This window comes from Leptospira ognonensis (assembly GCF_004770745.1).
GTDB classification, from domain to species: Bacteria; Spirochaetota; Leptospiria; order Leptospirales; family Leptospiraceae; genus Leptospira_A; species Leptospira_A ognonensis.
In genome coordinates, this window is the sequence record NZ_RQGD01000002.1 from 67,646 (window position 1) to 91,632 (window position 23,987).

Here is a 23,987-nt window from a genome sequence, read left to right on the forward strand (position 1 = left end):
TTTGGTTTACACAGAGAGAAAAGACAGGAAAGCTGAATGCAATATGGAATTTGTTACGATTGCGTCCGTCAAAGTTCCTGTTCTACCGAACAAGTCCTCTTTTCCTGTCTTCCCGTCGAGTCTCGTCGAAACCGACTCTGTAAAGTCAACTCTGCAGAAAATATTGTATCCTATGCTCGAGGGAATACCTGTCCTCTTGGTAGGAGATGCAGGTGTAGGTAAAAATGCTTTGATCTATTATATCAATGCCAAAAGAAACCAACCCACACTTCGGTTCAGTTTTAACGAGGACACACTTCCTGAAGATTTGATTGGTTCCTACCGTATCCTACTCGATGGCAAAGGTTTCACCTGGTCCAATGGGCCGCTAACAAATGCCCTTGGTTCTGGGTTTAGTTTTGTAGCAGATGAGATGAATCTCTGCGCTCCTAATATCATCAAACGATTTTCAAGCGTCTATGAATCAAACTACTTAGACCTTCTAGAAGGGAGTGGGGAGCGTATCTCCGGTAAAACGGGTTTTTGGTTTATTGGTACACAAAATCCGAGCGAAGGATTTGAAGGGCGTAAGCCACTTCCTTTTGATATCACCAAACATTTCGCAGTTGTTTACGTAGATCCGTATTCGCCAGATGAGATGTTTTTTATTTTAAAGAAACTCTATAAAGATCTTCCTGAGGATACGATTCGTAAAGTGATTCGTGTGACCATCGAATCGGAAAATCGAATCAAACGCGGAGAGATTGGAAAAGGTGACTTAGAAAAATACCACTTCAACTTAAGGACACTTCAAAAGTATTGCAATCGTATCCTCAACTATGGAAAAGACGAGCAGGTTGTTGCGATAAGGGAAGCTATGTATCTTTTTCAAGAACCATTTCGCAAGGCGGAAGATCGGGCATTGCAGCAAACTCTCATCGAATCAGAGTTTGGTGGGATGATCAAGACTCGTTCAACAAAGGGATATGTGCAGGGTGGAAATATCTTTTGGAATGATAAAGAAATCAAAACCTTTGATGAGAAAAAAACAGTTAACATACTTTCTAAATTTCCGACCCCAGAACCAATTTTACAATTTCTAGACCAGATACTCACTGCTGTTCACAACAGAGAAAATATACTCGTTGAGTTTAGAGAAGACCAGGACCCTCAGGAGTTTTTACCCTTATTCACCGAACTTACGGGTGTGCCGATTGAGTCAGTGATGCTATCAAAAGGCATGCATACCTCAGATGTTGTTGGCGCACTCAAACCCATACAGGAAGGAGAAGTCGCAAGTGTGAATTGGGTGGATGGTCCTCTCACGAGAGCGATTCGAAATGGTCAAATCATCCTTATTTCGGGGCTAGAGTCAGCAGGTGCGGAGCTTGTAGAGAAGATGAACATGCTCACTGATGATGCTAGGTCTCTTGCTCTTCCACCGGAATCAGGTGAATCCATTCCGATTACTCTCAAGGATACCTCCATCGTCTTTGGACTCAAAACCTTTCGTACTTCCAAATCGGTAACCACCATTTCCAGAGCCTTTCGCAATCGGTTCACCCCGATCCTATTTCCAGAGCTCGAAGATTCAAAAGTGATTGAAGAGCTCATCACTTTCTTTTTACCAGAGGGGGTTCTTCCCAGAGCCATTGCACGCTTCCATTTGAAGGCAAAAGAACTTGCAGAAAAAAGAACCATTGGGTCGGCCAATTTACAACCTTACCGATTTGGCATATCCAATCTCTTAAAATGGAAGAACCATATTTATCGTTATAATGAAAAAGATGTTCGGGGTGTAGCATTTCGAGGCGGCACCATTTATTATACCAATCAAATTTCCGATCCCAAGGAAAGAGCAGAAGTGGAAAGATTGTTAGATGGCTATCTCTCGGGTGTTGAAGTTTTTTCTGAACTCTTTGAGGAAATCGAAGAGAAAAAAAAAACTTTTACGGTAGAGTCTAGTCTTGAAAAAAAGCAGTGGTGGGATCCTGAACTTCACAAACGGGATCCCCTAACAGGTGAAGCGCGAAAGTTAAATTCAGGCAATGAATTAAAACGTGGCATTGAAATCGATACCCCAGAAACTGGCGGCCAAATCAAAGAAGGAGCCGATGCCTGGTATGGTCAAGATACGCAAGGGAACCAGGGACAAGGTGAGCCTGGTGCCGGTGGTGGTGCTTGGGGATACCGCACCGAAGAATTATACAAACAATTTTTAAAGAAGCGAAGGTTACTCTGGGACTACTCCATTATGGTAGGACTTGACGAGTTTAAAAAAGTTTTTGGAAAAGAATTGGAAGAGGTGGAGTTAAATCTAGAGCAACTTTTTGATCCAGAGATCGACATCCATCGCATGTACCGAAACGAAGGTTCGCGTGTGGACGCGAGAAAGTATATTTCTTATAAAAGCGGACGGGGCGACACAAAGATCTTCGATAAAACCACGATCCAAAAGAATGATGAAAAATTAAAAGGTGTCGAAGTTACCTTCCTTTTGAGTAAGTGTAGGCGGATTTTTAATTTTGAGTATTCAGTAGCGATGTTGAGTGCTCTTCTTGTAAGCTTACATGTCTTAAATGAATATGACATTGCGACGAGTGTTAACACATTTTGTGATATCAAGAATTCCAAAGACACGATTGATATTTTTAATCTCAAAAAAGCTGAAGAAGATTATACCGAAGAGAAAGAAGAAGAGATTTTCACCAATCTTTGTAAAAATTGGCATGGAGACTCGGTTCCAGAGCACCAGCTTCTACTCAATTGTGAAAAATATTTCTCTCCTGACGCACAAACACGCATCGTCGTGATCCTCTCTGATTTCCGAGGCCAAAGGGCAAAAGAGAAAATAGAGAATGAAATTGGTTCTTTTGAGAATCGAAAATTGAAAGAAGCTGTACTTAAAAACCAGGAAAAAAACTATGTATTTTTAGGGGTAGGTCTTGGTTCCCGCTATATTGCGGAGCACCTTTTTACAGATTCCATTCAGATCACCGCAGATAATTTTTTCTCGATGCCTAATCTGATCGGGACCGAAATCGCAAGACTCATCCAAGTACATCACTCTCTCAGAACATAAAATGGGCAAAACAAGTAAGGACGATAAACCACGGGCGACAGACCCCCTGATCAATAAGAAGGCAAGGTTCAATTTTGAACTCTTTGATACGTTTGAAGCAGGAATCGTTCTTACAGGTTCCGAGGTAAAGTCCCTGCGGGAAAAAAAGGGAAATCTGACAGACTGTTTTGCAAAGATTCGGAATGGCGAAGTTTTCCTTGAAAATTTTCAGATTCCTCCCTATAAAGACGGAGGTTATGCAAACCATCCTGAAATCCGTTCTAGAAAATTATTATTAAAAGCTAAAGAGATCATAAAGATTGATCGTGCCATGAAAGAGAAAGGGCTAGTTCTCATTGGCACTCGTTGTTATTTTAAAAACAACCGTTTGGTGAAAATTGAAGTCGCGCTCGCAAAACCAAAAAAATTATTTGATAAACGCGATGATATTCAAAAGAAAGAAGCCAAAATCGAAATTGAACGTGCAGTAAAGGAAAGATTAAGAAGATGAAAGGTCTACCGATCGTTACCATTGTCGGAAGACAAAATGTGGGAAAATCCACTCTATTTAACGCGCTCCTCCGTGCACAAAGTGCGATCACGCAAAACTCGCCTGGTGTCACTCGCGACGTCTTACAGAAGTTAGTAGAAAGAAGTGAGTTTAAGTCTTCTTTTTATCTTTGTGACACTCCTGGACTTGATATAGAAAATTTAGATGAAATCAATACAGAAATCCTTGAAATTTCATTTGAACACTTACGTCGCAGTGATCTCATCATTCATGTACTTGATCATAAAGATTTGAGACCTTATGATCATAAATTGGTAGCGATCTTTAAAAAAGATGAAGTCTTAAAAGAAATTCCTGTTTTATCCGTTATCAATAAAGTAGATAGTGATGTTGATGAATATGATCTGGAACCATTTTACCAACTCGGACTTAACGAAATTGTGCCGATCGCAGCCCAGGGTAGGAGAAACTTTGCCCTTTTATACGATAAGATTAATTTTTTACTACCTAATTCGAGTAAGACGCCCGAGAGTCCATATTGTCGCATTGCCATCATTGGAAAACCAAATTCTGGTAAGTCAAGTCTGCTCAATACGTTTTTAGGATTTAAGCGTGCTGTGGTGAGTGAAGTTCCTGGAACTACGAGAGATTCTGTTCATAGCCAATTCATGTTCCAAGAAAAAAAAATTGAGATCATAGATACGGCAGGCATTCGGCGAAAATCGAAAAGTGGCGAAAGTTTAGAATTTTACTCTTATAAACGTACCTTATTTGCCTTAGGCGAGGCGGACGTTGTCATACTATTACTTGATGCCACAAAAGGTCTCGGCGAGTTTGATAAAAAAATCTTCGGGGAAATCCAAGAATTGGGAAAACCAATGATTCTTGCCGTAAACAAATGGGATGCGATTTCAGAGAAAGAATCCAATTCCTGGAAGGCATACAAAGAGAAATTGGAATCAAGACTTCCCATTTTAAAAGAGCGTCCCATTACTTCCCTCTCCGCCACTGAAAAACTGAGAACCCATAAACTCCTAGAATTGACGATAGAGCTCTTTGAAAAGTCGCAGAAAAAGCTAACGACACGGGCTTTAAATGACTGGCTTACCAACTGGAGGGGAAAAAATAAGGTTCAGAAGGCGTCGGGAAGGCCTCCCAAGGTGTATTATGCCACTCAGGTCTCCCAGGTTCCTTTTAAATTGCTGTTTTTTGTTAATGATTCTAAGCTCTTTCCGTCGAATATCTTAGCGTTCTTCCGAAAGAGTATAGTAAGTGAGTTTGGCCTTGAGGGACTCAGTCTCGAGATCGAGCTTCGGAATCGAAACGAAACAAAGGAGGGTCGAGATGATACTTCTCCCCGCAATCCTAGCTAGTTACCTCATCGGCGGTTTGCCGATCGGGTTTCTCCTCGCAAAGAAGGTCAAAGGAATTGACCTCCGAGAACATGGAAGCAAAAACATTGGAGCCACAAATGTGGGTCGGGTGATCGGCTGGAAATACGGAGTACTGGTCTTACTACTCGATGCATTAAAGGGTGCGATTCCTGTCGTCGGAGCCTCTTATTTCGATTCTGGTTTTTCCCTTACGGCAACGCAAATCCTGCTAGGAACAACCGCGATACTAGGTCATACTTACACTCCCTTTCTTTCGTTTCGAGGTGGCAAAGGTGTTGCAACAGCACTCGGCGTTTACATGACTTTAGTTCCCTTTGTGACGATCTGTGCGGTCGCCATCTTTGTACTCGTTTATAAGGTAAGTGGTTTTGTTTCCCTGGGTTCCATCGTCGCTTCCCTTTCTATGCCGCTTTGGTATTTAGGTATTTCCAAGTTGCTTCCTGGTTCCGAATATTCTCCCATTATTTTTTTAGTCTTAATTGCCACTTTTTTCCTTATCACTTTTACTCATCGCGAAAATATCAAACGCATGTTACAAGGTAGAGAATTAAAGGCAGTTCCGGATGCAAATTGAAAGAGAATCCTCTCTCACTTATAAGGAAAAATTATTCCTAACTACTAGCTTTGCTGAAGCACATCCCGAAGCAGAAATACAAGATTTTTACAAATGGCTCTACTTCGGTGAATTTGGAATCGAAGAATTTAATAATCTCATGTCTGCAAAGAAACAGATGCCTGAGCTGCATGTCATTCTCGCAGAAATCAAAAAAGAAGCCACATTAGATCTAACCAATGCGAAACTTTGGGAGCCACTGGGAGTATCGGCAAAATTTATCAAGGTTTTCGTTTCTCCTTATTACTTAAAAGACTGCCCCATCAAACGACTTGTAAATTTAATTGAAAGGTCGCCCGCATTTCGTGGTGCACGTATGACTTTCAAACTAGATTGGAATATGTTAAAAGATGTGGTGACCGAAGTACGGCCAGATTTAAGCAGGCGAGATTTTATCAATTTCGAAGAACGGATCAATTTTCACCAGCTTCCGGAACTCAGTTTTACAGAAAAATTTGCAGCTGCAAATCCTTTACACTACCGAGTTGTTTCACAAAAACTTTTTTTTGACTATTTTCCTGAATACGCAGAAGATACTATCTTTCACCCATTTGTTGAAAACCAATCATTGATCGGATAAATGCTTCTTTTTAAATAATGAATTTCTTTTTTAAGAGATTGGATCAGGATCGTATTTTTCCTGTTAGTATTTAAATCTTTATGCCGGAGTAAGTAGATTTCCGTCTTTCTTACCATTCGCCTAAGATAAGTTTGATTTCTTAGCCAGATCCAAAGAGGTGTTTCTTGCAAGTATACAGAATCCAAATCAATCATTTCCCATTCTTTCATGCCATCCTCAACGAATTTTAAATCGTTTTGAATTTCACGGTGGAGAGCACTTGCTCTTTTAATCCGATCCTTCTGTCTCGGTTTTTCCCCTTTAATGGTTTTCCATGCTTCAAATTGATGCCACGGATAATTATGGTTAGGCTTCGATAATAAAGGCGCAATTCCGTTTTCTGGCAGAAGATTTTGAAATCCTTCTATTTTTGCGCCGTCCTCGTTTAAGTTGATCAGTTTCATGGAAACGGTTTTTGCTGATTCTTCAAACCAATGTCTGTAGAGTTCTAAAACATAATCTGTAAGTACTGTCTTTCCGTTGCAAGATGGTACTTCCTTGGTCTCTCTTTTTCGAATGATCACTTCGTTGATTCGTTCTAGGCTTTGCTTTCTATTTACGAGCGTTAACCATTTTTCATTATGGTGGGTCCCTGTGGAATGAATCTCCCTTCCGGAGTAGGCAAGGTCTTGACCCACAAAATAAATTTCTTCGAATCCCATAAACCGTAACATATCAAAAGCAGTTGTGGCGACACTTCCGCCCGACTGGATATCGCCTACCTGATCAAATACGGAATCCGCGAGTTCTCCTCCGGCCGTCACTTCTCTGACCAAACTTCCTTCCGCATCCACTTGAAATTTGGCAGTAACGGAATGGATGACGGATTGAAACATAGATTCTCGAAGGAGCGTCGGCGAACTGACAAGATCGGCGAAGAGTGGAATTTGTTTTAAATCTTCCCCCATAAAATGAAAGAAGGAATTGGTTTGGGCATCAAGAGTGACGACTCCATCAGGAATGATGCCTGCCTTCAAAAGAACCTTTAAGGAAGTATCGCATGATAAGACAAAAACCTTGTCTCTTATCCTTTCGATGATAGGTAGGCTTTTTCGTAGACTTGGACCCGCAGAAACAAGTAAGGCTGAGACTCCGGACAATTTGTCCTTTAGGTCAGAGATTTGAAAGCGGTATGGAGGCGTCTTTGAAACTTGTAAGAGATTCCATATTGAATTTTTGACCCAAAGTCTTTCAAATTCAAACTTTGTAAGTAGGTCACTCATCTTTGCTGAGAATACAGATTGGATGCGTGACTCTATTTCTGAAAAAAAAGTAGTTCTTGAAAGGTCACTCGTGTTCTTTATGACTTTGAGTCCGCTCACACGGTCAATGGGTAGTGCCTCTAAGTAGTTGAGTCCCATACCGAGGAAGGCATCACCTGCAAAGATATGTCTGCCTGGAACGGACATTACGCGAGCAAGGATTTTTTCCCAGAGAAGGGGAATGAGTGCAGGATCATCACCTAGCATCACGAAGATTTGGCCTGGAGAAAGTAAAGCATTGATCCGCGTAAGTAATTGTGGGTTTCCCATTCCAAGCAGGATCACAACGTCCGTCTCTTTTATGTTATGTGATTCTAAAAGTCTTTCGGCTTGTTTGTCTGGAGCTACCTTTGATGCCAATGCCTCCCCGTTATATGAGACATAATACTCTCCGTTTGCCTTTGTGGGAATTATGTCCCATAAGTGAGTGGTATCCCAATCTTTGAAATAATTTCGCAAGTATGGTTTGTGTTCAAAAATTTTACTGGAAATGGTATCGTTATTTTGGGACATAATACTATCTAAAGTTTATTCTTATGTCTCACGGGGTTGTCAACCGGGAAACGTAGGCAAAGAACAAGTCAAATTATGCACCTAAAAAGCTTACATATTGTTGGATTCAAGACTTTCGCAGACGAAACAGAAATTGCCTTTGACCCTGGTTTTACAGCCGTGGTTGGTCCCAATGGTTGTGGAAAATCAAATATTGTCGATTCCGTAAAATGGGTCTTTGGAGAAAAGAGTGCCAAGGGGCTGCGCGGCGAAAAAATGGATGATGTCATCTTTCACGGAACCGAGAATAGGCGAGCCGCAGGTTTTTCTGAGGTGTCCATTCTTTTTGACAACCAAGACCATTACTTTAACATTGATTATCCGTCTGTAAAAATTACCCGTAGACTTTATCCAGATGGAGAAAACGAATACTATTTAAACGACATCAGGTCTGCCAGAAAGGATGTTGAAAAAACCTTACTGGATACAGGAATCGGGAAATCGAGTTATTCGATTTTAGAGCAAGGAAGAGTAGACCAAATTTTAAATTCCAAACCGGAAGAAAGAAGGGCAATCTTTGAAGAGGCAGCGGGTGTCTCGCGTTTCAAATTGGATCGAAAAGAAGCGATGAAGAAGCTAGACGATACCAAGCAGAATCTACTTCGTATCCAAGACATCATGGGTTCCATGCTCAAAGAAATGGAAGTCAAAGAAAAACAATCCGAAAAAGCAGAGTCCTATTTTAAACTCAAACAAGATCTAGATGAATCGGATAAAAATCTTAGGTACCTGAAACTTACCGATTATAAAAAGCGCATGAAAAAGTCCGATGAAGAGTTAATGGACATTCGTGATAAAAATAAAAATATTCTCTCCCAAATCCAAGACGAAACAAACCAGATTTCAGAAAAAGAAAGATCCAAGGAAGTAAAGGAAAGAGAAATCGCAGATATCGATAAGAAATTATTTGATCATCTTAGCCGAACGCAAATCCAGAAAGAGAAGATCTCAAAAAACAAAACCTTTATCGCTGAATATGATGTGAGACTAGCTGAGATTTCGCTCCTTCTCAATGAAGAAAGCGATTCTACAAGCAAACTTGAAATAGAACGAAAGAATATCGATTCGGAAGTGGATCATGAGAAAGAAATCCAAATCCAGCTTGGTGTAGAAATTCAAAAGCTAATTGAACTCAAACTTTACATTGAAGGCCAAATCAAAAGCGAAGAGGAGCAGATATCTCAAAAAGAATCCCGCATCCTTGAAAATGAAAAACGTCATATAACCCTTAGAGAAAGTCAGAAACAAATTATACAGGAACTCATTCAAGAGTTAGAAAACAAAAAAAAGGAATCCCAAGGCTCAGAACAAAAAAGAAATGAAGACAAAAGCATACTACTCTCAAGTCTTGATTCCTATCAGAAGTTGCTAGAATCCTCGTTAAGTTTATTGCAAGATGGACAATTCTTAGAAGTTTCGAAGGAACTTTCTAAGATTGATCTAAATTACTATCGTGGAGAATTGGCCGGATTTTTAGAACGTGAAGATAGCTTTCGCGATTTGCTTTTTGACAAAGATGGTGTGCTTTCCAAAAAGGAAATCGTAGACCAGGAGATTGAAGACCTTCTTCTCGAAAATGAAAATTTAACGCGCAATATTCGAGAGTGCCAGGCCTCGATTGTTATCTTTAGAGGAAGTTTGGATGAGACCAAAAACTCGATTGTCGATCTAGAAAAGAGAATGCTCGAGACTCAAGGGCGCATTGAAAATTATAACCGTCAATCTAAAGATTTAGAAGTAAGGCTCGTTGAGATTCAAAAACGGGTTGCTTCAACGAAAGACCAGGAAGCAGGCATTCGTGAAAAAAGAGATCATTTGGAAAAGGAAGTTCTATCCTTAGAAAAGGAAATTGAAGAGTCTTACCAAGAATTTTTATCCATGAGTAAAATTTTGGAATCTGAAAAGGCAACCTTGCAAGGGTTACTTGATGAAATCCAAGGACTGAAATCTAATATTTCTAAAAATCAGGAAGTTTTCCAAACCCTATTGCCGCTTCTTTCCGAGAAAGAACGCCTTTCTTCAGGATTAAAAGTACAAATTGATTCGGTGATTGAAGAATTATATAATGATTATTCAATTACGGATACGGAACTCGAAGTAGAGAAGAGGGAGCTCTCCCTTGACCAAAAAGCAGAGGAAAGGAAACTGAGATCGTCCAAATCGGAAATACAGTTGTTAGGATCGATCAATCCGCTTGCCATTGAAGAATATCGCAACATCAAAGAAATTTTTGAACACAATCAAAAGCAAAAGTCAGACATCGAAAGTTCGAAGAGGGATATAGAGGAAGTATTAAAACGAATCAACGAGGAATCTGAAAAATTATTCCAAGAAACCTTTGAAAAAATCAAAGCGAACTTCCAAGAAACTTTCTCGACCTTATTCAACGGAGGACGTGCCACTTTGGAGTTAACGGAGAAGGAAGATTCACTGAACTCTGGAGTTGAGATTATGGCAGAGCCACCGGGCAAACATGTTCAGAATCTGAGATTGCTTTCTGGTGGCGAAAAATCACTTACCGCCATTGCATTGTTATTTGCAATCTATATGGTGAAACCGAGTCCGTTTTGTTTTCTAGATGAGATCGACGCGGCACTCGACGAAGCCAATAAACTTCGCTTCTGCCAGATTTTAGACAGATTTAAAGACAAAACCCAGTTCATTGTCGTCTCTCACGCGCAATCAACGATTTCAAGGGCCAATGCGATTTTTGGAGTGACAAACGAGGAGCCTGGGATTTCGAAAATTGTTTCGCTCAGACTGGACGAAGCGAAGTCATTTACGAAACAACTTCCAAAGACCGGAACGGAATGAAGTAGGAATGGAAATGCAAGCTACTTAGCTTGCATTTCCTTGATGATACAAGAACTGAAAGTCTTGCAGTTTTCGCCTTGGCTTAGGCAACCAGCGATTTTGTTGTAGTATTTTGCTTTATTGCAGTTGAAGTCACAGCCTTTTTTAAGCATGCTTTTTTGTTCTTCTGTAGCATTTGGATTCACGGAAAGTGTGCAGGAATAGTATCTGTCACATGCTTCTTTACATTTAGGAAAGTCTGCGGCGAAAAGCCCACTGGAAAGAAGTAGGAGCAGAGCTCCAGAAAACACCAAAACTGTTTTTTTCATAGTTTTTTCCTCTCGATCTTGGTAGCGAAGACGGGAGTCGAACCCGTGACCTCAGGGTTATGAATCCTGTGCTCTAACCATCTGAGCTACCTCGCCCTATCCATTAGATCGTTTGGTAAGGCCAAATCTTTAGCCTTACTCGCCATTTTTTCCAGTCGATCTTTGTGGTAAAGGCAAAAAAAAACCCTGCTTTGTAGCAGGGTTTTTTTATCCTTAGCAGGAATAAGTTGTAAGAAATTCGTATGGGTGAGGACGTCCTTCCCAAGGCCAAATCTCCGTCTCAAACTTATAGTGCTGGTATGTTTGAAGGAAAGTTTCCGACATCACATTTCCTTGTTTGAAGACTTCTTTCTGAACCAACATCTCCTCAACAGCTTCACGAAGAGTGTGCGGCATTTGACGGATTCCTTTTTCACGAATCTCATCCAAAGAAAGTTCGAATAAGTCTTCGTCTCTTGAAGGACCTGGATCGATTTTTTCTTTGATTCCAGAAAGTCCAGCCATCAACATCGCACTGAAAGCTAGATAAGGGTTTGCGGTTGAATCAGGAAAGCGGAACTCAACACGAATCGCTTTTTCACCACTAACAAACGGTATACGGCACGAAGCAGATCTGTTCTGTGCAGAATATGCAAGAATAGATGGAGCTTCAAAACCTGGAATCAAACGTTTGTAAGAGTTCGTTGATGCATTAGTAAAAGCAGCACAAGCGCGAGCATACTTAAGAACACCACCGATGTAATTTAAAGCAATATCGGAGAGACCCTGGTATTTTCCACCTGCAAAAAGATTTTTACCATCTTTCCAAAGGGATTGGTGAACGTGCATACCGTTTCCATTATCACCGAAAAGTGGTTTTGGCATAAACGTTGCTGTTTTTCCATGCTGATGAGCAATCATCTTAACGACATACTTTAACTTTTGAACGTTATCTGCAGCTTCGATCAAGGTTCCGAATTTAACACCGATTTCACCTTGAGCTTGCGCCACTTCATGGTGAACCACAAAAGTTTCCATGCCGATAGCTTCTAATGTTTTTACAAATTCAGCACGAAGATCTACTTGTGAGTCAACAGGAGCAACTGGGAAGTAACCACCTTTTGTTCCAGGTCTATGTCCTGAATTGAAATTGATCTTTCCAGTGTTTACGTTTCCAGGAATTTCCGTGTGCGTGTTCCAAATGCCTTCTGTCGAGTCTAGCTCGTAGTATTGGCAATTGATTTCATCACGAACTCTCAAGCTATCAAAAACGAAAAATTCATTTTCTGGTCCAAAGAATGCTGTATCAGCAATCCCAGTCGTTTTCATATATTCGAGAGCTTTTTTTGCTATCGAACGCGGGCACTTTTCATAGTATTCTTTTTTGTAAATATCCCAAACATCACAAAACATAACTAGCGTTTTGTCGGCTGTGAATGGGTCCAAGAATGATGATCCGATATCTGGATGAAGTTGCATATCGGATGCATTGATTGGCTGCCAGCGGGCGATTGAAGATCCATCAAATGGGATCCCTTTAAAAGTGTCTTCGTTTACAGAATTCACATAGTAAGAAACGTGATGCCATATTCCTTTGATGTCCGTGAAACGGAAATCGAAGAATATAACTCCATTTTTCTTGGCAAACTCAACCACTTCCTTTCCGGAAGTAAATTTAGGGGTTGCGAACTGCATTTTTTTCTCCTTCGTTCAGAGGTACGTTTCTGATTCTAATCTGGTTGCACTTAAGATTGCAAGATTTATACCATTTTAAGCTTCCCTTATTTTAAGGGATTCGTGGAATTTCTAAGCAGATTGCTGGGGGAGCACAGCTTCAATGGTATACAAAATGCTCTTTAGGTAGGCATTTCGCTCATATGTTAACCTAATTGCTTTCCTTGTTACTCAACCTAATTTTATTTAAAATCTCCTTCGTAATGGGCTTAGAAATAAAGTCCTTCACAAAGGGAAAGGCTTCCGAACGCAATTTATCCGAAGGATCAACAGAAGAGGAGAGTATATAAATTTCCGTTTTAGGGAAATGAGAGAAGTAAAGGGAATCGAATCTTTCCAAAAATCCCCAACCATCAAGAACTGGCATATTCAAATCTAAGAATATGATTTCAGGAGAAGTGTCGTCACCAGTGGTTCTAAGGTTTTCATAATAATCCAACGCATCCTGACCGTTAATCATTGTGACCGTGTGTTCGCAAAATTTTGTTTGTTTGATGATGATTTCGTGAATGCTTAGGGAAATCGGATCATCATCTATACAGAGTACTGTTTTCATTCATTCGCCTTTTATTATGAGTGTAAATTTTGATCCAACATCGACTTCGCTCTCGACTTCTATCATACCACCCAGGGATTCGATTTGAGTTTTTACTAAATAGAGACCAAGGCCCTTGCTATCTGGTAAGTTATGAAATCTTTGGTATAGGCCAAAAACCTTATCTTTATGCTTAGCTAGATCAATACCAAGACCGTTGTCACTAAATGAAATTTTATAGAATCCAAACTGAACGCTCGAATGAATATTAATTTTTAACTTCCTATTGGGTGATCGATATTTGATCGCATTCGTCAGTAGATTTAAGAATATGCTTTCGAGATAAGACCTGTTAAAGGTTAGAGTCGTAACTTCTTCGAAAGAAGTTTTTATTTCTGCACCGCTTCCATCAATGATATTTTGAATCTGAGAACACACGGTATCGAAAATATGTTTTAGGATAAGTTCAGATTGTTCCAATGCAGGGCTATCGCGAATGATCAATATTTTAATCAAATCCTCAATCGTTTGGTTTAGGTTACTAGTTGATATCCGTATGCCTTTGAGTAGGGTAGAAAGGATGGCGTCTGCAATCGGTATATCATCAATGATATTGAGTGCGGCTGTTAGATTTGAGAGTGGTGCTCGCAAATTATGCGAGGTAATGTAGGTGAACTGTTTTAAGTCCTTATTGTTCTGGGTCAATTCTGCGATTAGCTTTTCCTTTTCCACATCTTCGAGTTTCTTCTTTGTCACATCCTTTTCTATGGCAATCCAATGTGTAAACCAACCAACTTCGTTCGCAATGGGGAAAACTGAGAAATGGTTCCAAAATTCTTCTCCATCCTTTTTATAATTGAGAATCTGAACCTCACAGGGCTCCCATTTTTCCATGGCCATACGTAATTTTTTAAGTTCCACAACATCCGTTTTTGGACCTTGCAAGAAACGCGGACTTCGCCCGATCGCTTCCTCGGCAGTATAACCTGTCATTTTTGTGAATGCTTGGTTTACATAAACGATTCTCGGACCGGGAAGGGAAAAAGGTTCCGCCTCGGTGATGAGTACGCTATCACTAGAATTTGTGATAACGGATTCTAATAGCCTTAATCGATGTTCTTCTTCCTTTTTCTTGGTAAAATCTTGTAGAGCGCCCACAATCCTAACGGCTTTTTTCGTTTCATCTCGAATCACATAACAGCGACATACTACGGATGCATACTCGCCTTTTTCTTTTTTGTAACGATATTCAATCGTTAGCTGGTTTTCATCTTCCGATTGGATTAACTTATGATAGGAGGCGAGAACTTTATCACGATCCTCTGGATGGATTTCGTTTGTCCATTCGCTGAAGATTTTAAATTCATCTGCAGATTGAAAACCAAAAACGGAACGGAAACCTTCTCCGAGATACACACGATTTTCATCTATGTCCCAATCCCAAATGGCCTCGTTGGAAGCTTTAGCCAGAAAATCATATCTTTCCTTTGCCAGTCGGGTCATTTCCGAAGATTTTTTCATCTCATGAATGTCAAGGAAGGCTCCATAAAGACGCACGCATTTTCCGTTCTCGAAGGAGGCTCGGCCTGTTGCTCTCACCCACTTAAGATTGTTTTTGGCAGTAATGATTTCGAATTCTTCATCGAATGGAACCCCCTTAAGCATGAGTTCATTGAATAAAAATTTAATCCTATCTCGATCGTATCCTTCTTTATAAAAGAGTATCCCTTCATCAACTTTTGGTATGTATCCAGGCTCTACTTCGTGTATTTCGTGCGTTACTTTAGTCCATTTGTTTTCATTCGTAATTGGATCATATTCCCAACCGCCAACCCTAGCGGTCTCGTTTGTTTGTTCTAAAAGCTCATTGGTTTCCTGGATTTGGAGTTCATAATTGATTCGTTCTGTTACGTCTTGAAACGAACCGAATATGACTTTGGAGTGATCTGGATTGGAAGGAGGGGTTGCAATGGCGCGATACCAAAATTTTCGTGCTAGCTTGTCTTCATAAGATAACAACAAGTCAAAAGGTAAGTTTTCTTTGACAGCAAGATGGAAATGTTTTAGCAAACGATCCTTTTCTGATTCACCGAATAATGAGGCAATGGCATTCATGTCCTGAGTGCTGTTTTCAGGTAGATGGAAAAGATGATAGGTTTCTTTGGTTAAAGAGAGAGAGTTTTTAATTTGATCATATACCCATCCACCTACGTGGGTCATTTCTTGCGTTTCGTGTAACAACCGCTTATATTTATTTTTTTCTGTGACATCTCGAACGGATGTGACTCGGTATCTTGTTCCATCAGGCTCGATGAGGAGTTTCGCATTTGCAAAAACGTCAATGGGACTGCCGTCCTTTTTTTGAACAATCCACTCTTTTGGAAATTCTTCCTCTCCTGCGATAAACCGATCGTGTAACGTTTGAACAGAAGAACAATGCTCAGGGAGTACCACCATGGTAAAAGAATTTCCTAAAAGTTCATCTTTTGTATATCCGTAGATATCGCAGTACGCTTTGTTCAAATCAATATAGTTTCCGTGACTATCTGTGATACAGATACCTGTCTCAACAGCATCGAAAATGGATTTCAATAAACTATCAGCTTTACGGAGATTTTTCTCTGTTCGCTTTGTGTGAGTGATATCTAGGAATGAAATGGAGATTATGGTCACATTTTGAGACAGGTCCAAAACGGGAGAAAAATTATAAGCTAAATAGATCTGCTCCGTATCATGATTTTCTATCTTGGTCTCACCAGAGATGATTTCACCGCTCTCTAAACGAACAAGATCTTCATCCAATGAAGGAAAAATAGTCCGGCTTAGAACGTCGATTACATTTTCGCCAAGTCGAAGAGACTTTCTAAAAAGGAGCGCAAACGTTAACCTAGCCTTATCATTAAAAGCCAAAACATTATAGAGCTTATCTGTTAAGATGAATGCTTGCAGAGAGTTATTAAGAAGGGCTGCTTGGCTTGATTCTTTAATCTTCAGTAAATTATCTTTTCTCGAGAGTTCATCATTTGCCGATTTCAATTCTGAATATGCGATTTGAATTTCTTCATTTGTGGACTGAAGCTCTTCAATCGTTGTTTCAAGCTCCTCATTTGTAGATTGCAATTCTTCATTCGTAGATTGCACTTCTTCATTCAAAGACTGCAATTCTTCGTTTGAAGTTTCTAATTCTTCGATATAGATTTGTAGATGCTCTTTTGTCGTAGTCAGTTCTTTCTCAAGCGTGAAGATTCTTTCGCTCTGTTCTTCTCCCTTACCTAATCTGTTAGGATTCGCCACATCTGTTCTAGTTGGGTAATTTTCAAAGATGATCATGAACAAATCATTGTTTTTATGAGAATAAAGGAGAGGTTTGACTTTGATGCTTGTCAGATATGTTTTCTCGCCAGACGTAAATCGAATCAGTTCACTTTTTTGAGGTTCCTTCTCTCGTATTACTTTTGTTATGATAAAACGGAGCTCAACTTGTAATTCTGGCCGAATCATGTTTAGAATATTTGCGTTCATGATTCCTTCGGGAAGGCTTAAGAATAAATTTATATCTCCAGTGATGGATTCTATAGAAAAATTATCGGTAATGATGACGTAGGGAAAATCGAAGGTGTTATAAAGTGTCTCTTTTACCATCTCGCTGAGGCTTAAGTCCTTTCGAAGAGGTTCAGTTCTTGTTACGGGAATTTGGATGGTAGAGTTGGGACGAAATCCAGCTAGTTTTAAGGTTTGAAGCGCACCGCCTCGTTTCCTTTGGTAGATTTTATTTTTGGCATCCAAGGTAACAAACAGGTCTGTAAAATTACCGATGGTTTCTGATTTTCCTAAAAATAAGATTCCGTTTGGATTTAATGCATAGTGGAAGAGGGGGATGATTTGTTGCTGTAAATTTTGTCCGAAGTAAATGAGTAAGTTACGACAAATCACCATATCTAATTTCAAAAAGGGAGGATTTTTAGTTAGATCATGCTTGGTGAATAATACCATGGAACGAATTTGTTTTGAGATTTCGAAAGACTCCTCTTTTCGGATCAAAAAGGAGCTATCATCTACGGACTTAAACAAGAAAGAAGAGGTATTCGGATAGACTCCTTTTCTAGCAAAAGCAATGGCTTTTTCATCGATATCAGTCGCAAAGATTTGGATGCTATATTGAGTTATTTTTTCTTTGAGTATATTTGCGATAATACTCGCTATACTATATGCTTCCTCTCCTGTTGAACATCCTGGTGTCCAGATCCGTATTGTATCTCCCTTTGACTTCCCATCGATGATTGCAATTAGATATTCTTGAATGCTAATAAAAGCATCTTCATCTCGGTAAAAAGAGGTGACTCCAATCAAAATGGTTTCAAAAAGAGTTTCATATTCCTCAGGATTTTCTTCCAAAAATATTTGATATGCTTCGACGTTTGGTAATTTTAAAAATTCTATACGTTTTTCAACTCTCCGACTGATCGTTGTTTGTTTGTAATTGGAAAAATCCGTTCCTTTTATTTTTGAAAGAGATCGCAAAATCTGATACATTGCGGATGAATCCCAGTCTTGTATCTCAGGACCTGATTGCGAAACAAAAGGTTTTTTTATATGGGATTGAATTTGTTCCCCCATATCTTCAGGAGGTAAAGTAAGGTCAACTTTACCAGATTCAAGGGCCGAAATCGGCATTCCATCAAATTTGGCTGTCCTTGGATCTTGAACGATTGTGAACCCACCTTCTGACTTGATGTTGGAAATACCAACGGTTCCATCCGTGCCCGTGCCAGAGAGAATGATGCCAATGGCCCTTGTTTTATAATTTTCCGCTATGGAATGAAATAAGAGATCAATGGAAGGTTTTGGACCGGCGGTGTAGTTTGGTTTCCTTAACACAAATTTTCCAGACGCTAGTATGATTTCCGTATCTGGTGGGGTGATGTATATAAATCCTGGTTTTAGCTCAGCATCATTTTCTGCTTCTTGAACTGGTATGCTTGCTACCTTACTCAGCAATTGGACAAGCATGCTCTTATAAGTCGGACTTACATGTTGAGCGATGATGAATGCATGTTCCTTCAAATCTAAAGGAAGGTGGGACAGGAAGTTTTGAAGTGCTTCTAAGCCGCCAGCCGAGGCTCCGATGCCAATCACTTTGAAATCCTCTATTTTTTCTTCCATGAATTTGAAAAATAAGTTCTAGAAAGTGAGCGTGAGAATATAAAACGAAGAATGCAAGTGAATAATTTCAGTAATCTTTTATTGGAATTTTTTATGCGATGTCTACGTGCCTTTTACTAAATTAATAAGATAGATGTGTCAATTTATTCCAAAATTTTTTTCTTTTTAGAATGTATCTAAATTAGTTGCTACCGAGTTCAAGAGCGGGCTTGTCGGCTTCAGGATATTTGGTCAAATATTCATTTACTAACTTTTGTTTTCCTGTTAGGCGGAGTAAATGGTTTTCTATTATGTGTCCGAAATCGAGTTTTCCAGTAACAATTTCATATCTTTCTGTTTCTATTGTACCAAGATCTAAGTCGATCGGAACTTCATTGGCTCTATCGGCATACTCTTGGGCACGGTTCCAGTAAGGAATGGCTTCTTTATAAAATCCTTCTGCGATCCCAAATGAATTTTTTAATTCATGAGCAAAGTCAAGATTGTAAAAATATAAATGTCTTTTATCAAACTTGGAAGCGAGGCGCATATAAGATCTCATAATACCTAAATTGATATGCATGAACATTAAATTACGATACTTATAATAAGCATCTTCTGTCTTAGTTTCGCATAATGCATTTTTTGGATGGCGGAATCGTTTTGTCAGTGCCACTTTCAAAAAATAAATATTCTTTCGAAGTTCATTGTCGTTGTAGTGCTGTTTGAGGTTGTACAACTCGTAGTAGTCTTCTAAATATTTTGGATCCCACTTATGTAACTTATAGGGAACCCAGTCGGAAAATTTTGTATACGGTCCGTTCTTTTCATATTCATAATTATAATCTATGTCGGTTTCCCAAGCAGAAGCTTGTGAGGTAGAGACCAGAAATAGAATGAGAGTCAAAAGGATGCGTACCAAGGCGATCACATAGAAAGTATCGGCCGAAAAAGGAAATTCAATGAGAGCCAAGAAGGCAATTAAAGCGGAGTGAGAGGGGCCACCCATTGGTATCCAACACCACGCACGTTTCTAATGGATTGTTCTCCCAATGTCTCGCGGAGTCTCACGATCGCATTGTCAATGGTCCTCTGGGTGGGAAATGCGTCTTCGCCAACGACCTTATCTAAGATTTCATCACGGCTAAATACATGCGAAGGCTTTGTCAAAAGGAGTTCTAAGAGGAGGCAATCCCGTTTGGACAAAAAAATGACCTCCCCATCTGGTTTTTTGATCGAGAAGGAATCCAAATGGATTTCAATTTCACCTGTCAGCCAGTCTTTGCCGAAGGTTTTTTGGGTTCGTTTGACAACTAGATCGAGACGGATCAACAATTCTTTGAGATGAAAGGGTTTTGGAATGAATTCATGAGCACCGAGCTCAAAGCCTTTTAATCTTTCTTGGGCTCCCGCTTGCGCGGTCAAAAATAGAAAAGGAGTCGATGGCGAGTTGGCCTTGATGTATTCCGCAACCGTAAATCCACTTCCATCAGGCAAACGCAAATCAAGGATTACTATCTGAGGATTTTCCTTCGAAAATGTAGATTTCGCATCACCTACATTTTTAGCCCAAAAGACGCGGTAACTCTCCTTTTCGAGTCGTTCTCGCAATGTATCTCCTAGACTTTCATCATCTTCAACGATTAGTATGCTAGGCTTCATGTAAAGTTTAAGGTAAGAATGGCGGTAAAGCCAATTTCTGATGGAGCAAGTGTTAGTTTTCCATTCATTTTTTCTAAAAGCTTTTTCGCTATGTACAATCCGATTCCAGTTCCGCTTGTGTTGGTATGACGCATAAAGGGAGTCGTAATTTCCTTCCAATTTCCATGGAATCCCATGCCATTATCTATGATTCTAATATTTACTTTTTTATCAGAATATTTTGTAACTTGAATATGAATTTCACTCGCTTGGCCGTGGCGCATAGAGTTCTCAAAGATATTTTTAAGTATCGATTCCAATGCTTTCTTGTCACCGTATAAATTTGGTTCCGAATCCATTTCCATGGAAAGCTTTAAGATCGGAAACTCATCTTGTAAGCCTCGAAATAATTCTGAAAACCGAAAGTTTTCCAGAAAGAGCTTTTCTCCCTGCATCAAACTTGCGAGGTAAAATGCCTTGTCCATTCTTGATTCGATACGCTTGTTTTCAATTAATAGTTTTTTAAATTTATTTGTAATCGGGGAATTAGGATTATCCTCAATCAGTCCCTCTACTTGCAATTGCAAGCTAGCAAGCGGAGTTTTCATTTCATGGGTGACAGTTGTGAAAAAATCAGTGATGAGAAGGGCACGCTTATAATCTCGATAGGAAAACATGGCCAGTGTCACGCCTCCGACACCTAACATGAATAAAAAAAATGAACCTTCGAGTTTTAACATTCTGCTCACACGACTTAGCTCTTCATGACTTTTATCATTTGTGGAGATTTCCGAGATCGTCCTCGCTTGCCTGAGTCCAAGAATCCACCACCAGACCCCAAGGGAAAGAGTCAAGGTGAGCCAGGATAAGGCAAATATCATTCTAAATTTTGCAGAACCTTTCAATCGTTTTCGCTCCCCATACCAAAAAGAGGTTGTCACCTCGGATTTACTAGATATTTTACATAGGCAAGGAGTACCACTTTGAACTTCGACGAAATTTCGAAACAAATAGGCAAAGACGCCGAATACCTTTTAGGATTCAACCAACCAAAAATTGCAAAAGAGCTTTTGCATGTGCCAGGGGCAGATTGGGTAGACAGAATTTTTTCACCAACCGACAGGTCCGTGCCTGTCCTTCGCAGCATCCAGACCCTTCTTGGGAGTGGCAGGCTCGGAAATACCGGATACCTTTCCATCCTACCTGTAGACCAAGGGATTGAACATTCGGCAGGCGCATCGTTCGCAAAGAATCCAATTTACTTTGATGGCGAAAATATCATTAAATTAGCTATTGAAGGTGGATGCAATGCAGTCGCCTCTACCTTGGGTGTTCTTGGTTCTGTTTCCCGAAAGTATGCACATAAGATTCCTTTCATTTTGAAAATCAATCACAATGAACTTCTTACGTTTCCAAATAAAAGCGAACAAATTTTATTTGCGACCGTAAAACAAGCGTATGACCAAGGTTGTGTTGCGATTGGTGCAACGATTTATTTTGGCTCTGATGATTCTGGTAGAGAGATCGTTGAGATTTCAAAAATCTTCGATATGGCACATCAACTTGGAATGGCTACGATACTTTGGTGTTATGTGAGAAACTCTGCTTTCAAAAAAGACAAAGACTATCATGTTTCCGCCGATTTAACAGGCCAGGCGAACCATCTCGGGGTCACCATTCAGGCTGATATCATCAAACAAAAACTACCAGAGAATAATGGTGGTTATAATGTATTGAATACGGAATCAAGTTACGGAAAAACGGATAAGCGCGTTTATACAGACCTATCATCAGACCACCCGATTGATCTAACAAGATACCAGGTTGCAAATTGTTATATGGGAAGAGCCGGCCTTATCAATTCAGGTGGTGCCTCCGGGGAAAACGATTTGCAGGATGCATTAAAAACTGCCATCATCAACAAACGTGCTGGTGGTATGGGACTCATCTCCGGAAGAAAAGCATTTCAGAAGCCGATGAAAGAAGGCGTGGCTCTCTTAAATGCGATCCAGGATGTGTATCTAAGTAAAGAAATCACGGTTGCCTAAATTTTTTGGTCCATGATCATCCTATCTTAAAGAGAAGGGCAGGGGTACTCATTCCCCTGTCTTCTATTCTTACGCATCATTCCTTCGAATGCGGTGACATTGCTAGCCTTGTTCCGCTAGGAAGATTCATTAAGGATGCGGGTTTTTCGATCCTTCAAATCCTTCCCTTGAATGATACAGGCAGAGATACTTCTCCCTACAGTTCCATCTCAGCTTTTGCCATAGATCCGATTTACATTTCGTTAAAAGCGTTAGGATCAAGTATCGTTTCTAGAAAAAAAACACTGGTTACCCACTTTATCAATCATACTCGAATACGAGAACTTAAGTTAGCTGAGTTAAAAAAGATATTCGAAGCAGATATCGAGTCAAATTCCAAAAAAGCACTCGACTTCCTTTCAAACTTTCCTTGGGCATATGGTTACTGTGCCTTTCGTGTGTTATATGATCAGTATGAAGGTAAAGATTGGATGGATTGGGCAAGCGAGCATAAAAATGCAACGTCTGCCAAAGAACAGATATTTGGAAAGAGGAAGTTAGATGCTTTATTTTATGCGTTTCTGCAGTCCATAGCCTATGACCAGTTAAGTCGGGCCAAGGAGGAGTTGGAGGAGCTTGGTGTTTATTTAAAAGGAGATATGCCCATACTCACATCGCGGAATTCCGCGGATGTTTGGGAATACCCTGAATATTTCGATTTAGATTTACAAGCGGGAGCACCGCCAGATGCGTTTTCCGACGACGGACAAAACTGGGGATTTCCTGTTTTAAACTGGTCTGAGCTTCGCAAAACAAACTTTCGCTGGTGGAAAGAACGCATTACCTACTTAGAACATTTTTTTCATTTGTACCGCATAGACCATGTCATCGGAATGTACCGAATTTGGGCCATCCCAAAAACGGAAAAAACAGCCAGGAAAGGATGGTTCCATCCTCAGCAAGGCACAGCAAGGTCGGAATTTGAAGCCTTGGGACTCGCGCCAGAGACCTTCGTCGAACTTGGCCTGATCCACGAAATTTATAAAGACCACTTTATCTTTTATTGGGATTTTTGGAAGGACCCCGCTTACCAAGCCTTGCCCGAAGAAATTAAAAAAGATTTTTACCCACTGAGCCATCACAATTTACACTTAAATGAAAAGGAGTGGAAGCAGGCTGGAGAGGAAATTCTGGATGCCTTAGACCTTTTTTCTGGTATGATTGCTTGTGCTGAAGATCTTGGGTCTGTTCCGGGATTCATTCGCGATTCTTTGAAGGAGAGAGAAACTCTTGGCATCGATGTGATTCGATGGACGAGAAGTTTAGACGATGGAAGTTACATTCCAGCGGAAGGTTACAGACAAACGGCTATTAGCGTACTTTCCACTCACGATACTTCTTTAGCGCTCGATTGGTGGAAAAGTTTAACAGGCGGAGAAAAGGACTATGCAGAATCCTTCTTTTTCTTGGAAAGAGGCCTTGCTCTACCAAAGGACGATCAAGAAGTCCTGCTCGGACTGATTCAGTTTGCCCTTGCCACAAATAGCCTTTTTTCCATCCATCTGCTCCAAGATTTGCTCTTTAAGCCAGTCTACGGAATGTTGGAGGATCCTGCTCTTCATAGGATCAATGTTCCAGGAACAGAAAATGCACGCAATTGGACCTATCGGTTTCGATTTACGATCGAAGACCTCCAAGAGGACAAGGAACTCTCTCAGACCCTTCGAAAAATGATTCTCGAATCAGAAAGATGCTAATTTTTTTTACCTTTAGCAGATTCATACAAGTAGGATCTTTTCTTTTGTATTAGAATCAA

16 protein-coding genes and 1 tRNA gene are annotated in these 23,987 nt (G+C 40.1%); 8 read left to right on the forward strand and 9 right to left on the reverse strand.

What is annotated here, in order from left to right:
• Positions 1-43: 43 nt before the first annotated feature.
• The 5 genes from EHQ58_RS00440 to EHQ58_RS00460 are packed head-to-tail and all read left to right on the forward strand — an operon-like array spanning position 44 to position 6,138.
• Entirely contained in the window at positions 44-3,061 is a 3,018-nt protein-coding gene (locus tag EHQ58_RS00440) for an AAA family ATPase (RefSeq protein WP_135621368.1), read from the forward strand.
• Position 3,062: 1 nt separating this feature from the next.
• Positions 3,063-3,551, forward strand: coding sequence for an SsrA-binding protein (gene smpB / locus EHQ58_RS00445; RefSeq protein ID WP_135621369.1), 489 nt, complete (start codon positions 3,063-3,065; stop codon positions 3,549-3,551).
• Positions 3,548-4,924: a ribosome biogenesis GTPase Der gene (gene der, locus EHQ58_RS00450; protein ID WP_135621370.1), complete on the forward strand. Its 1,377-nt coding sequence runs from the start codon at positions 3,548-3,550 to the stop codon at positions 4,922-4,924. The genes smpB and der overlap by 4 nt, the downstream gene beginning before the upstream one ends.
• A complete protein-coding gene (gene plsY / locus EHQ58_RS00455) occupies positions 4,896-5,519 on the forward strand; it encodes a glycerol-3-phosphate 1-O-acyltransferase PlsY (RefSeq protein WP_246046994.1) in 624 nt (207 codons plus the stop codon). Before der ends, plsY begins: the two co-directional genes overlap by 29 nt.
• Positions 5,509-6,138: a hypothetical protein gene (locus tag EHQ58_RS00460; protein WP_135621371.1), complete on the forward strand. Its 630-nt coding sequence runs from the start codon at positions 5,509-5,511 to the stop codon at positions 6,136-6,138. The genes plsY and EHQ58_RS00460 overlap by 11 nt, the downstream gene beginning before the upstream one ends.
• Here the strand turns inward: EHQ58_RS00460 and EHQ58_RS00465 are convergent.
• Positions 6,102-7,952 (reverse strand): motility associated factor glycosyltransferase family protein, encoded by a 1,851-nt coding sequence (locus tag EHQ58_RS00465; protein WP_135621372.1) that lies wholly within the window; start codon positions 7,950-7,952, stop codon positions 6,102-6,104. The two genes, EHQ58_RS00460 and EHQ58_RS00465, sit on opposite strands and share 37 nt — an antisense overlap.
• A 75-nt stretch (positions 7,953-8,027) precedes the next feature.
• Between EHQ58_RS00465 and EHQ58_RS00470 the strand changes: the two genes are divergently transcribed.
• Positions 8,028-10,805: a chromosome segregation SMC family protein gene (locus EHQ58_RS00470; protein ID WP_135621373.1), complete on the forward strand. Its 2,778-nt coding sequence runs from the start codon at positions 8,028-8,030 to the stop codon at positions 10,803-10,805.
• A gap of 20 nt (positions 10,806-10,825) precedes the next feature.
• On the opposite strand, the gene EHQ58_RS00475 is transcribed toward EHQ58_RS00470, so the two are convergent.
• From EHQ58_RS00475 to EHQ58_RS00510, 8 genes are all read right to left on the reverse strand, one after another.
• The gene (locus EHQ58_RS00475) at positions 10,826-11,113 is read right to left on the reverse strand and encodes a Cys-rich protein (RefSeq protein WP_135621374.1); all 288 of its coding nucleotides are present in this window, start codon (positions 11,111-11,113) and stop codon (positions 10,826-10,828) included.
• Between the two features lie 19 nt (positions 11,114-11,132).
• A tRNA-Met gene (locus tag EHQ58_RS00480) sits at positions 11,133-11,209 on the reverse strand.
• A 117-nt stretch (positions 11,210-11,326) separates the two neighbouring features.
• Positions 11,327-12,787, reverse strand: coding sequence for a type I glutamate--ammonia ligase (gene glnA / locus EHQ58_RS00485; RefSeq protein ID WP_135621375.1), 1,461 nt, complete (start codon positions 12,785-12,787; stop codon positions 11,327-11,329).
• A gap of 190 nt (positions 12,788-12,977) precedes the next feature.
• Positions 12,978-13,382 carry a response regulator gene (locus EHQ58_RS00490; RefSeq protein WP_135621376.1) on the reverse strand — a complete coding sequence of 135 codons (405 nt, stop codon included), beginning with the start codon at positions 13,380-13,382 and terminating at the stop codon, positions 12,978-12,980.
• A complete protein-coding gene (locus tag EHQ58_RS00495; protein WP_135621377.1) occupies positions 13,383-18,524 on the reverse strand; it encodes a PAS domain S-box protein in 5,142 nt (1,713 codons plus the stop codon).
• Between the two features lie 181 nt (positions 18,525-18,705).
• Positions 18,706-19,512, reverse strand: coding sequence for a hypothetical protein (locus EHQ58_RS00500; RefSeq protein ID WP_246046995.1), 807 nt, complete (start codon positions 19,510-19,512; stop codon positions 18,706-18,708).
• Entirely contained in the window at positions 19,485-20,165 is a 681-nt protein-coding gene (locus tag EHQ58_RS00505) for a response regulator transcription factor (RefSeq protein ID WP_135621378.1), read from the reverse strand. Before EHQ58_RS00505 ends, EHQ58_RS00500 begins: the two co-directional genes overlap by 28 nt.
• The gene (locus tag EHQ58_RS00510; protein WP_135621379.1) at positions 20,162-21,025 is read right to left on the reverse strand and encodes a sensor histidine kinase; all 864 of its coding nucleotides are present in this window, start codon (positions 21,023-21,025) and stop codon (positions 20,162-20,164) included. Before EHQ58_RS00510 ends, EHQ58_RS00505 begins: the two co-directional genes overlap by 4 nt.
• Positions 21,026-21,127: 102 nt before the next feature.
• On the opposite strand from EHQ58_RS00510, the gene EHQ58_RS00515 reads away from it, so the two are divergent.
• Positions 21,128-22,192 carry a class I fructose-bisphosphate aldolase gene (locus EHQ58_RS00515; RefSeq protein WP_135621380.1) on the forward strand — a complete coding sequence of 355 codons (1,065 nt, stop codon included), beginning with the start codon at positions 21,128-21,130 and terminating at the stop codon, positions 22,190-22,192.
• Positions 22,193-22,197: 5 nt separating this feature from the next.
• Positions 22,198-23,928 (forward strand): 4-alpha-glucanotransferase, encoded by a 1,731-nt coding sequence (locus EHQ58_RS00520; RefSeq protein WP_135621381.1) that lies wholly within the window; start codon positions 22,198-22,200, stop codon positions 23,926-23,928.
• The last annotated feature ends 59 nt before the right edge of the window (positions 23,929-23,987 follow it).